Consider the following 13,618-nt stretch of genomic DNA (forward strand, 5'->3'; position numbering starts at 1 on the left):
ATGAGCCGTGCACCGGCGAGCGCCCGGAGCAGAGATTTCCGCGTCCTGACCGAACCCGTACGGCCGGCCCTGCGGACGGCGGGAGCGCTCCAGGCGGTCGCGGCCGTCCTCGCGCTGGTGCCCTTCGCCGCCGTGTACGAACTGGCCGACCACTTCGTGAGCGGATCCCGCGACGACGCCCGCGCCTGGACGATCGTCGCGGTGGCGGCGGGTGCCGCGCTCGCGCAGTTCCTGATCGGCGGCGCCGCCGTCGCCGTGAGCCATCGGGCCGACGCGGACCTGGCGCTCGCCCTGCGCCGGCGGATCGCCGACCGGCTGCGCCGGATGCCGCTGGGCCGGTTCGCCCGCGGCGGCAGCGGTGATGTGATGGGCGCGCTCCAGGACGACCTCGACGAGATGCACTACGCCGTCGCCCACGCCCGGCTCGACCTGACCGCCGCCATGGTCGCCCCCGTCGCCGCGCTGATCTGGCTGGCCACCGTGAGCTGGCAGCTCACCCTTGTCACCCTGGTGCCCACCGCCGTCTTCATGGCGATGCAGAAGGCGATCATGGCCCGCGCGGGCGGCGGCGCCCAGGACGTCGCCGTCGCCATGCGCTCGGTGCACTCGGCGACCGTCGAATTCGTCCAGGGCATCGCCGTGGTGAAGCTCTTCGGCAGGACCCGCCAGGCCCACAAGCGGTTCGCGGAGGCCGTGGACGACTTCCACCGCACCTTCAGCGGCATCAACGGCCCCGTGCTGCGGCTGATCTCCTTCGGCACGGCCGCGGTGGCGCCGGTGACGGTGCTGGCCGTCGTCCTGCTCGGCGGCGCCGGACTCGTGGCCGCCGACGTCGTCGCCCCGGTCGACGTCCTGCCCTTCGTCCTGCTCGGCCTCGGACTCGCCGCACCCGTGCAGCACCTCGGCCAGGCGGCGGGCAGCCTGCGGTCGGCGCAGGCCGCGGCCGGACGCGTACGGGAACTGCTGGAGGCGCCGGAACTCGCCGTGCCCGACCACCCGCGCACCCCGGCCGACGCCCGCGTCTCCTTCGACGCCGTCACCTTCGCGCACACCCCCGGCACGCCCGTCCTGCGCGAGGTGACCGCCGTACTCGAACCCGGCACGCTCACCGCCCTGGTGGGACCCTCCGGCGCGGGCAAGTCGACGCTCGCGACCCTGGCCGCCCGCTTCCACGACGTCGACGAGGGCGCGGTCCGCGTCGGCGGCGTCGACGTACGGGAAATCGCTCCCACCGACCTCTACCGGCACGTCGGCTTCGTCTTCCAGGACGCGCCGCTGCTGCGCACCACCGTCGCCGACAACATCCGGCTCGGCCGCCCCGACGCCACCGACGAGGAGGTACGTGCCGCCGCGCGCGCCGCGCGGATCGACGACGTGCTCGCCGCACTGCCGCGCGGCTACGCGTCGGTCGTCGGTGACGACGCGCGGCTCAGCGGCGGCGAGGCCCAACGGCTGGCCGTGGCACGGCTGTTGCTCGCCGACCCGCAGGTGCTGATCCTCGACGAGGCCACCGCCTACGCCGACCCGGGCGCCGAGGCGGCCGTGCAGCGGGGCCTGTCCCGGCTGGCCGCCGGACGCACCGTCCTCGTCGTCGCGCACCGGCTCGCCACCGTCACCGCCGCCCACCAGATCCTGGTCATGGACGAGGGCCGGATCGCAGAACGCGGCACACACGAGGAGCTGCTGGCCGCGCACGGCCTCTACCGGCGGCTGTGGGACGCCCAGCACGCGGACGAAGCCGCGCCCCCGGACGAGCCCGATCACCCACAGGACGCGGCGGCCGTCGCCGCGGCCGGACCGGCGCGTACCGCGGAGGTGCCCCGATGAGTTCCCCGACGACCCCCGCACCAGGCCCGGCCCTGGACGGGGCCGCGACCCCGCTGCCGCGCTCGGTGCTCGGCAGGCTCTTCGCCGTGGTCGGTCCCGCCGCCGCCCCCGCGCTGCGCCGGCAGATCGCCCGGGTCGCCGCCTACTCGGTGCTCCAGGGCGTCACCTTCGTCCTGTCCGTACCGGCGCTGCGCGCCCTGCTCGACCACGACACGACCGCCGCCTGGTGGTGGGCGGCCGCCGTCGCCGTGAGCGCCGCCGTCACACTGGCGGCCCGGCACGCCCAGTCGATGGGCGGCTTCAGGGTCGGCCTCGCGACCATCAACGCCCTGCACCACCGGCTCGGCGACCACCTCGTGACGCTGCCGCTCGGCTGGTTCTCCGCCAAGCGCGGCGACCGGCTGACCCGGCTCGTCGGCCAGGGCACCAAGGACGCCAGCGGCATCGTCGCCCACTACCTGGAACCGTTGCTGACCGGGGTGCTCACCCCGGCCGTCGTCCTGATCGGCGTCCTCGCCTGGGACTGGCGGCTCGGCCTGACCCTGCTGGTGTGCGCGCCCGTGCTCTACGCCGTCCACCGCTGGAGCGCGGCGCTGGCCGCGACGGTGGACCGGAGACTGGACGAGGCGGCCGCCGAGGCGAACGGCCGCGTCGTGGAATTCGCCCGCGCGCAGAGCGTGCTGCGGGCCGGCGGGCCCGAGGGTCTCGGCTGGTCGCTGCTGGACGGCAGCCTCGCCGCCCAGGACCGCGAGACCCGGCGCAGGTCCCGCGCCGACGCGCCCGCCCGGCTGCTGTTCGGCATCACCGTCCACCTGGGCGTCGCCGCCGCCCTGGTGGTCGGGACGAGCCGCCTGCTCGACGGCGCCGACACGGCGGTCCTGATCGCGCTGCTCGTCCTGACCGTCCGCTTCGCGGAACCGGTCGCCGCCGTCGCCAACCTCTCCACCACGCTGCGCGGTTCGGTGACCGCCCTGGAGAACATCGTCGAGGTGCTCTCCGAACGCCCGCTGCCCGAACCCACCGAGCCCGCCGCGCTCACCGAACCCGCCGACGGAAAGCGCGGGTTGGCGGTCGAACTGCGCGACGTGCGCTTCGGCTACGAGGCGGACCGCCCGCCCGTACTGGACGGGGTGAGCCTGCGCGCGGCCCCCGGCTCTGTGGTCGCCCTGGTCGGCGCGTCCGGCGCCGGCAAGACCACGGTGACCCGGCTGGTGGCCCGCTTCGCCGACGTGGACGCGGGCCAGGTGCTCGTCGGCGGGCACGACGTCCGCGATCTGACGGCGGATCAGCTCGCCGGACTGCTGTCGGTCGTCTTCCAGGACGTCTACCTCTTCGACGACACCGTTCTGGAGAACATCAGGGCGGGCCGACCCACCGCCACCGACGAGGAGGTCGAACGGGCGGGCAGGCTCGCCCGGTTGGGCGAGGTCGTGGACCGCCTCCCGGACGGCTGGCACACCCGGGTCGGCGAAGGCGGTGCCGCGCTTTCCGGCGGGGAACGCCAACGCGTGTCCCTGGCCCGGGCCCTGCTCAAGGACGCGCCCGTCGTGCTGCTGGACGAGGCGACGGCCTGGCTGGACGCCGGGAATCAGGCCGCCGTGCAGCGCACCCTGGCCGAACTCTCCGGCCGCTGCACCTTGTTGGTGGTCGCCCACCGGCTGGAGACCGTCGTCGGCGCGGACCTGATCGTTGTCCTGGACGAGGGCCGGGTCGTCGAGACCGGCACCCATGAGGAGCTGCTGGCCAGGAAGGACGGCCGCTACGCGGCGTTCTGGCGGGAACGCACCGCGGTCGGCGGCTGGCGGCTCGACCCGGCGCCGGCCCCGGAGTCCGGGGCCGCCGGGCCGGCCGTCCCCGGGCAGGCCGATGCGCCGACCGACGCACCTGCTGAGGCACCGACCGATGTGCCGACCGGGGCACACGCCGCAGAACAGGTCTCCGAGGAGGCCGCGAAGGAGGTGCGGACGCCATGACCTTCGTCGAGGAGCGGACCGGGGAGCGGCGCCCGGAACAGGCGACGGCGGCCGTCGTCGCCGAGGACCTGCGGCTGTCGTACGGGACGCACACCGCGCTGGACGGGCTGTCCCTGACCGTCGGCGCGGGCGAGATCGTCGGCCTGCTCGGACCCAACGGCGCGGGCAAGACCACCACCGTCAACATCCTGTCGACGCTGGAGCCGCCGGACTCCGGCACCGCCCGTGTCGGCGGCCACGACGTACGCACCGCGCCCGCCGATGTCCGCGAGGTCATCGCCCTCACCGGCCAGTACGCCTCGGTGGACGAGGAGTTGACCGGCCGGGAGAATCTGGTACTCTTCGCCCGGCTGCTCGGCCTGCGCAAGGCGGCGGCCAAGGAGCGCGCGGCGGAACTGCTGGCCGCCTTCGACCTGCTGGAGGCCGCCGACCGCCGCGCCGCCACGTACTCCGGCGGCATGCGGCGCAGGCTCGACCTCGCGGCCGGACTGGTCCGCGACCCCGCCGTGGTCTTCCTGGACGAGCCCACCACCGGGCTCGACCCGCGCAGCCGTCTCGCGCTGTGGGCCGCCGTCCGCGAACTGCGGGCCAGGGGAGTGGCGGTGCTGCTCACCACCCAGTACCTGGAGGAGGCCGACCGGCTGGCGGACCGCGTCGTGGTCATCGACCGGGGCCGCGTCATCGCCACCGGCACCCCGCAGCAGCTCAAGGAGCAGGTCGGCGGCACCTTCTGCGAGGTGACCCCGGCCGACCCGGCCGACGCGCCCCGAGTGCTCGCCGCACTCGCCGACCTCGGCGCCGACGCCCGCGAGGACGCGGTGGCACTGCCCGCGCCTGACGGCCCGGCGACCCTGGCCACCGTCGTCCGGCGGATGGAGGACGCCGGAGTCGCACTCACCGACATCGCGCTGCGCCGCCCCTCGCTGGACGAGGTGTTCCTCGCGCTGACCGGCCGCCCCGCCGAGCACCGTACGGCGGACGACCCGGCCGTCCCCGGGCCCGTATCCGTCCCCGGGCCCGGGGACGCGGATTCCGGTGCCGATGCGGCCGGGACGGGTGGTGTACGCGACGGCCGGGAGGTGGCCGGAGCCGGTGACGTACGCGACGGCCGGGACGGGCCCGGAGCCGGCGACGTACGCCACGACAATGACGGGGCCCCGGGAAGCGGCACGCAGGGCGGTGCCGGATGACCGCCACCGCGCCGGCCACGGCGACCGCACCCCCGGCCGCGTCGCGGCTGACCCAGTCATGGGTGCTCGCCCTGCGCGCGGTCACGCTGCTGCGGCGGGACACCGCCGAGATCTCCGGCGCCGTCCTCGCACCCCTGGTGTTCTTCGTGGGCTTCTACGTGCCCATGCGCGGCGTGATGGCGGACCGGGGCGTCGACTACGCGCAATGGCTGCCGCCGATCGTGGTGCTGCAATCGATGCTTTTCGTGGCGATGTCCTCCGCCGACGCGATCGCCGCCGACGTCCAGCAGGGCATGTTCCGCCGGTTCCGTACGATGCCGCTGGCCCGGCTCGCACCCGTCGCGGGACGGCTTGGCGCCGACCTGTGCCGTGCCCTGCTGGCCTGCGCGGCGGCCGTCGCGATCGCCACCGCCTTCGGCTTCCGCTTCCGGGCCGGTGCCGGTGCCGCCGCCGGATTCGTCGTCCTGGCCGTGGCCTTCGCGCTCTGCCTGGCCGTCGGATGCATCGCGCTCGGCCTCGTCGTCGGCAATCCCGAGCACACCGCGTCCGCGATGCTGGTGCCGCAACTGCTCCTGACGATGCTCTCCACCGGCTTCACGCCGGTGAGCGGATTCCCCGGCTGGATCAGGCCGTTCGTCCGCAATCAGCCCGTCTCGCAGGCCGCCGACGCGCTCCGCGCACTGGCCGCGGGCGGACCGCCCGCCCGGCCGGTGCTCGTCACCACGGCGTGGCTCGCGGGGCTGCTCGTCGTCTTCACCCTGCTGGCGGGCCGCGCGCTCGGCCGCTCGAAGGGCGGTCCGCGATGACCACCGCGAACACGTCTGCCGGGCCGTCCGCCGAGCGGACGCGCGGCAGCGCCCTCGCCCAGGGCGGCCTTCAGGCCGGCCGGCTGCTGCGCCGCTGGTCGCGGTCGCCGATCGTCTTCGTCCAGGCCCTGGTCTTCCCGGTGTTCCTGCTGCTGGTCTTCCGGCTGGTGTTCGGCACGACCGTCGCCGCCTCCTCCGGCGGCGACAGCCTCAACCGCTTCCTGCCGCTCGCGACCCTGGTCGGTACCGTCTTCGGCGGCGTCGGCAGCGGCGCGTCCCTGATCCGGGAGCGCGAGACCGGGCTGCTCGACCGCTTCCGCGCCATGCCCGTGCACCGCTCGTCGCTGCTGATCGGCCGGCTGGAGGCGGAACTGATCCGGGCGCTGCTGACGTCCGTGGCCTTCCTCGCCGTCGGCTACGCGCTGGGCTTCCGGGCCGACGGCGACGCGGGCGCGGCGGCGCTGCCGCTCTTCCTCGCCGTGCCGCTGCTGCTCGGCGCCGCCTTCGCGGCGCTGGTCTGCGCGGTGGCCGCGCACGCCCGCAGTGTCGCCTCGCTCAGCGGCCTGTCGATGCTCTTCACCCTGATGCTCTTCTTCAACACCGGCTTCGCGCCCGCCGATTCCTACCCGGGGGCGCTGCGTCCGCTGGTCCGCGCGCTGCCGCTGAGCTGCGGCGCGGACGCGATGCGCGGCCTCGCCGACGGCGGCGCCGTCCGTACGCCGCTGCTCGGTGTGCTCGCCTGGACGGTCGCCATGGTCGCGGTCTTCGGCGCGATCGCCGTCCGCGGCCTGTCGGGCTCCGCCCGGCACGACAGCACCTGACCGCCCGCCCCCGCACCGAATCGCCCAACACCCCGCGGCAGCGTCGCCGCACCAGGACCCCACACCCCCACACCCGTCCCGCGGCGCCATGCCCACGGACCGGCTCAACCCCCGCTCGAATCGCGCACAACCGGAGGCACCACGTGTTCCGCACCCTCAGACCCGGACGTCCGAACCGTACGCTCGCCGCCGCGGCGGCCGTCGCCGGACTGCTGCTCACCGCCGCGGCCTGCGGCTCCGACTCCAAGGACGACAAGGACGCCAAGGCCACCCCGGCCGCGTCGTCCTCCGCGTCGGCCTCGGCCTCGTCGGCGTCCACCGCGGCCTTCCCGGTCACCGTCAAGGACTCGCAGGGCAGCGTCACGATCAAGGCCGAGCCGAAGCGAGTGGTCGCGCTCAGTTCCGTCGACCTCGACGCCTCGCTCGCGGCCGGCGTCGTCCCGGTGCTCGCGACGAAGAACTTCTTCTCGCCCGACGGCACCTACCCCTGGCTGAAGGACAAGATGACGGGCGACACCAAGCTCGTCGCCGTCACCGCGGCCCTGCCCTTCGAGGAGATCGCCGCGCTCAAGCCGGACCTGATCCTCGACACCGGCGACTACACCGCCAAGGACAACTACGCCAAGCTGTCGAAGATCGCCCCGACGCTGGCGCCCATCACCTCGGCCGCCACCGACTCCTGGCAGGACCGGCAGAAGCTCGTCGGCCAGGCGCTCGGCCGGGTCACCGAGTCCGACGCGTCGATCAAGCAGTCGCAGGACGCCGTGACGGCGGTCAAGGCGAAGTACCCGGGCCTGGCGGGCAAGACCTTCAGCGTCACCTACACCGCCGCCGCCGACCAGATCGTCACTCTCTCCTCGCCGAACGACTTCGCCGTGGGCTTCCTGGAATCGCTCGGCCTCAAGCAGGCGCCCAAGCTGACCGCGCTCGCCAAGAACAGCCGCGGCGTCGGCACCGTCAGCCAGGAGAAGCTCGACGTGCTGTCCGCCGACCTGATGATCGGCGCCTACCAGACGCCTGACCTGGAGAAGCAGATCGGCAAGTCGCCGCTGATGACGGCGGCCGCCAAGGGCCACACCCTCCAGGAGGTGGACCTGACGACCATCACCTTGCTGCGCAACCCGTCGACGCTGGGGCTGCCGTGGGTCCTCGACCAGCTCGACCCCGCCTTCGCGAAGGTCGCCGGCTGAGCCGTCGCCCGTAGTCGCCCATAAAAGAGGTGGGGAGGGAGCGGCCGCTCCCTCCCCACCTCCTCTTTTTCGTTCAGTGCCCGCGGGTGCGTGCGGCGGCCTTGAGCCGCCGCTCGGCGCGCGACCTGCCGCGCCCACCCGCCGCCGGGGCCGCGGTGCCCGCCGGCTCCAGCGCCTCGGCGAGGGCCCGGACAGTCGGCCGGCGGAACAGCTCCACCATCGGCAGATCGCGGCCCAGCCGCTCCTGGAGCAGGCCGTGCACCCGTGTCGCCTGCAAGGAACCGCCGCCCAGGTCGAAGAAGCTGGACTCCCGGGTCACGTCCCGCACCCCCAGCACCTCCGTCCAGGCCGCCGCGATCACCTCTTCGAGGCCGGCACGCGGCTCCGCGTCGGAGGCCGTCGCCTGCGCACCCGCCCCGGCGGCGAGACGCGCCCGGTCCACCTCACCGGTCGCCGGGTCGAGCGGCAGCGTGCCGAGCACGGCCGGCCGTACGGCGGTCGGCGTACCGAACCGGTCGACGACAGTCTCGCCCGCGGCCGTCTCCGCCTCGGCGTGCACGGTCAACTCCCGCAGCGCCCGCGCCGGTTCCGCCAAGTGCGCCGCGATCCACGGGCGCGCCGGGTCGAGACCGATCAGCTGGTGCGGCGCGTCCCGCTCCAGCGCCACGGTGAGCGACGCCAGCGCCTCATCGGGCGGCAGGACGCGGTAGCCGCGGGCCCGCGTGAGCTGCTTGAGCGGGTGACCCGCGCTCATGCCCGTCTCGTCCCACATGCTCCACGCCAGGCTGTACGCGTCAAGACCGGTCGCCTGCCGCTGGTGGACGGCCAGCGCGTCGAGAAACGCCGAGGCCGCCGCGTAACCGGCCACCGAGGCGCCGCCGAAGAAGCCGTTCACGGAGGAGAAGGAGACGAAGAGCAGCCCCGGCCGGTCCCGCAGCAGGCTGTGCAGCACGCGGGCCCCGCCGACCTTGGCGTCCAGCGCCTCGTCCAACTCCGCGGCCGTGCACGCCGCGAGCGGCGCCTCACGGTAGGAGCCCGCCAGATGCAGCACCCCGTCCAGCGGCGCGCCCCATTCCTGCTCGGCCGCCCGCAGCGCCCCGCCGACCGCGTCCGCGTCCCGGACATCGGCGACGGCGTACGCGATCCGCGGGTCGTCCGGCTCCGCACGCGCCGTGCGGCCCAGGCACAGCACGCGGGCGCCGTACTCACGGGCCAGCACGCCGGCCAGCAGGCGACCGATGCCGCCCGTGCCGCCGGTCACCAGATAGCGCCCGCCGGGCACGAAGGACACCGCGCGGCGCGCGGGCGCGGCCGGCGCGAGGCGCCGCACCAGCCGTCGGCCGTCCCGGTGGGCGACGACCGTGTCCCGGGGCAGCCGGGCCACTTCCCCGGCCAGCAGCGCCGCCACGGAATCCGCGTCCCCGGGCGGCACGTCGACCTGCACCACCCGCGCCCCGTCCCGCTCATGGCCGAGCGTCGCCACCAGCCCGGCGACCGGCGCCCGCTCGTACGCGACCGGGTCGTCCGGACCCACGGACACCGCATGACTGGTCACGACGTATACCGCCGTCGCGTCGGCGCTGTCCCCGAACAGCCCGAGCAGGGCGTGCAGTTCGGCCCGCGCGGCATCGGGCGCTATAGCGACACCGCCGCCGTACGCCCGCAGGTCGACCACCGTCGTGGGGCGGTCGTGAGCCGTGGCCGCGCCGGTTGCCTGCGACCGTGCGTGACCACTCGCCTGTACGTCGGACCGGGAGGCGGCCTGCGCGCCCACAACGCCGCCGTGGGGTCCGCCCGTGTCCGCCGTGGTCCGGGCCGCAAGGGTGGGGCCGTCCGTGCCGGTGGCCGTCGCCGCGTCGCCGTCCTTCACCAGGACGCAGCGCCGCCCCGCCGCCTCCAAGGTGCGGGCCAGCCGTTTGGCGACGCCCTCGGTGTCGGCGAGTATCAGGACCGCGCCCCCCGCCGGGGCCGAGGCCGTGGTGAGCGCACGGGGTACCCAGACGGGGCGGTGGAAGTGGTCGGGCACCGTGCCGTCGTCCGGGTCCGGGCCGGACGCGGTGAAACCGCCCGCCTCGAAACGGGCCCGGATCGCGGTGCGTTGGATCTTGCCGATCTCGGTCTTGGGGATGTCGGACGGCTCGACGGCCAGCACATGGCGGGGGTTGACGCCGATCCGGTCGAGCACGGCGCGGCGGACGGTGCGGATCGCGTCGTCCCGGTCGGCGCCGTCACGCGGGTGGAAGAAGACGGCCAGTTCGTCCGTGGTGGCGGCGGCCGTCCGCACCGCGACGGCGGCGGTGAACGACGGCTCGACGCAGGCCAGTTCGTCGACCACGGACTCGATCTCGTGGCTGTGGTAGTTGACGCCGTTGAGGATGACGACGTCCTTGGCGCGGCCGGTGAGGGTGAGGCGGCCGCCCTCGACCCGGCCCAGGTCACCGGTGTCGAACCAGCCGTCGGGCGTGAAGGCGGCGGCGTTCTGTTCCGGCGCCGCGTCGTAGCCGGTGGTGACGGTGGCGCCGCGCACCTGGAGGCGGCCGATGTCGCTCTCGCGCAGCACGCGCGGCTCGGCGTCCGGGCCGTCCACGATGCGCAGCGCGCACCCCGGCAGGGGGGCTCCGACCTCCACGAAGGCGTCCTCGTCCGCGGTGGTGGTGAGCGTGAAGCGGTCGGAGTAGACCATCGCGGAGGACGTCTCCGACATGCCCCAGGCGGGCCGCATCGCCGTGCCCGGCAGACCGTACGGTGCCAGCAGCCGCAGCCAGCGGCGGGCCACCCGGGCGACGATCGCCTCACCGGCGTTCATCACGAAGCGCAGCGGCGACAAGTCCCAGTCGGCGCCGCGCCGTTCGAGGTCGGCGGCGCGGTCGTCGACAAGGCCGAAGGCGAAGTTGGGCGCCCAGGTGGTGGTGGCCCGGAAGCGGTGCGCCAGGTCCAGCCAGCGCAGCGGATCCTGGAGGACCCAGCGGGTCGGCGCGTGCACCTGGCGGCAGCCGAGGAAGACGTCGCGCAGATGGAACATCACCACACCGCCGACATGGTCCAGCGGCAGCCAGTTGACCGATACGTCGTCGCGCCGCAGCCCGTTGACGGCGGTGGTGGCCGCGCAGCGGGACAGGACATTGCGGTGCCGGAGCACCACGGCCTTCGGGCGGCCGGTGCTGCCGGAGGTCAGCATCAGCAGGATCGGGTCGTCGGGTTGCGCCGGATGCGGCTCGGCGGGCACGGCCGCCGCGCCGATCGCGTCGGCACCCGCGGTACGCAGCCCGGGCCAGTCCTCCGCCGCTGCTTCGCGCAGCTCGGCGAGCCGCCCGCCGGCGGTGACCACCAGCGGCTTCCCCAGCAACTCCCAGGCGCCCCGCAGCCGTTCACCGGCAGCGTCGCGTACGCGGTAGTCGGCGGGCACGGCCAGCGGCACCGCGACCTGGCCGCCGAGCAGGCACGCCCACAGGACGGTCACGAAGTCCGTGTGGTCCTCCAACTGGAGGATGACCCGGTCGCCGGCGTCGAGCCCCAGCTCCCGCAGCCCGGTCAGGGCCCGCAGCGCCCGGTCGTGCAGTTCGGCATATGTCAGCCGGGTCTCGCCGCCGTCCTCGCGCAGCAGGACGAGGTCGCCGGTCGCGGTCCCGGCGGCCCGCAGCAGCGTGTCGACCAGGGTGCGGTCGGCGATCACCGGGGCCGGGCCGCCGTCCACGAGGGCGGCGGGGCGCTCGTCCGCGTCACTCTCGCCCTCTGGTTTCGCGACGCGCGCGGAATCCGAGCCGTGACGCACCAACGCGTCCCCGCCACCGGACTCATGCGTCCCGTCGGGACGCTCCGGCGCCGGGACGGGCACGCGCGCCAACGGCGTCGGCACGGCCTCGGTGGGCAGCACCGCGATCCGCGTGTCCGGGTGGGCGTCGCGCAGGCGGGCCTCAAGACGCCGCGCCTCCTCCCGGTCCGCCACCGGCAGCCGCAGCAGTTCGGGGACGTCCACCTCGCCGGACGGCGTGAGCGGCAGCCGGGACACCGGCAGCACGGACCCCGGCACGGGCAGCAGCGCGCCGAGCGCGTCGGGATCGACCGGCCCCGACGGTACGACATAGGCGAGCAGTTCGGGTGCGCCGCCGTCCGGGGCGTCGGCCGCGAGCCGCGGCACCACCGCGACGTCCGCCAACGCCGGTGCGGCCAGCAGCAGTCGCTCCTCGATCTCGGCCGGCCGGACCGTCACCTCACCGATCCGTACGACATCGGGCACGCGCCCGTCCGGCCCGACCGCGTTGAGGACCCGCACACTGCCGTCGGCCCGGACGAGTCCGCGCTCCCCGGTCGGCGTGCCGTCCTGCGCGGGATCGGCCGTACTGTCCGCCGCGTACACCTGTCCCGCCACGCCCTCCGGCGGCACTCGGCCCGCGCGGTCCAGCACCAGCAGCGGGCCCGCGGCCCGTATCCGTGCGCGCAGCGCCCGCTCGTCCTCCTCGGAGCGCAGCGGCAGCGTGTCGAGGGGGGCCTTGGGATCACGGACGGCGGCGGTCAGCAGATTGCGGAAGTGGGCGACGATGCGGCGCGCGGTGGCGGCGTCGAACAGGTCGGTGTCGTGGACGAGGGAGCCGTGCAGCCGGTCCGGGTGCTCCCACACGTGGAGTTCGAGGTCGAAGCGGGTGGACTCCTCCTCGTCGTCGATCCGTTCGACGTCCAGGCCGCCGAGTTCCAGCCGTTGGTCGGCGAAATTCTGCAGTGCGAAGAGGACTTGGAACAGCGGATTGCCGCCGCCGTCCCGGCCGCCCGAACCGCCGCCCAGCGTACGGACGATGCCGTCGACGGGCGTGTCCTGGTGGGCCAGCACGTCCATCGAGGCGGTCCGCGTCCTGGCGAGCAGCTCCGCGAAGGACGACTCGCCCGCGACGTCGACCCGTACCGGCAGTGTGTTGACGAACAAGCCCATCAGCGGCGCGAGTTGGTCGTTGTCGCGGTTGGCGAGCAGGGTGCCGACGACGATACGTTCGCCCGCGCCGTAGCGGTGCAGCAGCGCGTTCCACGCGGCCAGCAGCGTCATGTGCAGCGTGACGCCGTAGCGCGCGGCCAGGTCGCGCACGGCGCGGGCGGTGTCGGGCGGCAGGTCGAAGTCGACGCGCGCGCCGTTGAAGGAGGGGCGGGCGGGGCGCGGCCGGTCGGTGGGCAGCGTGATCCGCGGCGGCCTGTCGCCCAGCACGTCGCGCCAGTGCGCGAGCCGCTCCTCCAGCACCTCGGGCGTCAGCGTCGTGCGCTGCCACTCGGCGTAGTCCGCGTACTGAATGGGCAGTTCCGGCAGCTCTGCCCTGGCGCCGGAGATCTCCGCCCGGTAGTACGCGTCGAGTTCGCTGACGAGCAGGCCGAGCGACCAGCCGTCGGTGGCGATGTGGTGCAGGCAGAACACCAGCAGGTGGTCGTCGTCGGCGAGCCACAGCAGCCGCGCCCTGACCGGTGGCCCCGCCATGAGGTCGAAGGGCGCGCGGATCACCTCGCGCAGGCTCGCCGCCACCCGCGGATCGGCGGTGGCGGGTTCCGCCGGCGGCGGTCCTTCCAGCGCGCTGACCTCCAGCGGGACGGCCGCGTCCTCGTGCACGAACTGGCTCAGCGAACCGCCGGGCCCCGCCGCGTAGGTGGTGCGCAGGATCTCGTGCCTGGCCACCACCCGGTCGAGCGCGCGGCCCAGCGCCCCGGCGTCCAGGGCGCCGCGCAGCCGCAGCACCAGCGGCACGTTGTACGTCGGATTCCCGGGGTCGAGACGGTGGAAGAACCACATGCGCTCCTGGTCGAAGGAGGCCGGGAATTCCAGAGGTGCGGGCATGA

7 protein-coding genes are annotated in these 13,618 nt (G+C 74.7%); 6 read left to right on the forward strand and 1 reads right to left on the reverse strand.

Translation table 11 applies throughout. The annotated features are described in order from the left end of the window. The 6 genes from BM076_RS07625 to BM076_RS07650 all read left to right on the forward strand — a co-directional run bounded on the left by BM076_RS07625 (position 1) and on the right by BM076_RS07650 (position 7,807). Positions 1-1,827, forward strand: a complete 1,827-nt coding sequence (locus tag BM076_RS07625) for an ABC transporter ATP-binding protein (RefSeq protein ID WP_093712589.1) — start codon at positions 1-3, stop codon at positions 1,825-1,827. Continuing rightward, positions 1,824-3,800, forward strand: coding sequence for an ABC transporter ATP-binding protein (locus tag BM076_RS07630; RefSeq protein WP_245795827.1), 1,977 nt, complete (start codon positions 1,824-1,826; stop codon positions 3,798-3,800). Before BM076_RS07625 ends, BM076_RS07630 begins: the two co-directional genes overlap by 4 nt. Beyond that, positions 3,797-4,990 (forward strand): ATP-binding cassette domain-containing protein, encoded by a 1,194-nt coding sequence (locus BM076_RS07635; RefSeq protein ID WP_093712590.1) that lies wholly within the window; start codon positions 3,797-3,799, stop codon positions 4,988-4,990. Before BM076_RS07630 ends, BM076_RS07635 begins: the two co-directional genes overlap by 4 nt. Beyond that, entirely contained in the window at positions 4,987-5,796 is an 810-nt protein-coding gene (locus tag BM076_RS07640) for an ABC transporter permease (protein ID WP_093712591.1), read from the forward strand. Before BM076_RS07635 ends, BM076_RS07640 begins: the two co-directional genes overlap by 4 nt. Beyond that, positions 5,793-6,617, forward strand: a complete 825-nt coding sequence (locus tag BM076_RS07645) for an ABC transporter permease (protein WP_093712592.1) — start codon at positions 5,793-5,795, stop codon at positions 6,615-6,617. The genes BM076_RS07640 and BM076_RS07645 overlap by 4 nt, the downstream gene beginning before the upstream one ends. A gap of 143 nt (positions 6,618-6,760) precedes the next feature. Further along, positions 6,761-7,807, forward strand: coding sequence for an ABC transporter substrate-binding protein (locus BM076_RS07650; protein WP_093712593.1), 1,047 nt, complete (start codon positions 6,761-6,763; stop codon positions 7,805-7,807). A gap of 73 nt (positions 7,808-7,880) precedes the next feature. Here the strand turns inward: BM076_RS07650 and BM076_RS07655 are convergent, their stop codons facing one another. Beyond that, positions 7,881-13,616, reverse strand: coding sequence for an SDR family NAD(P)-dependent oxidoreductase (locus tag BM076_RS07655; RefSeq protein ID WP_093712594.1), 5,736 nt, complete (start codon positions 13,614-13,616; stop codon positions 7,881-7,883). Positions 13,617-13,618: the final 2 nt, after the last annotated feature.

The organism is Actinacidiphila alni (genome assembly GCF_900112845.1).
In the GTDB taxonomy this organism is placed as follows: Bacteria; Actinomycetota; Actinomycetes; order Streptomycetales; family Streptomycetaceae; genus Actinacidiphila; species Actinacidiphila alni.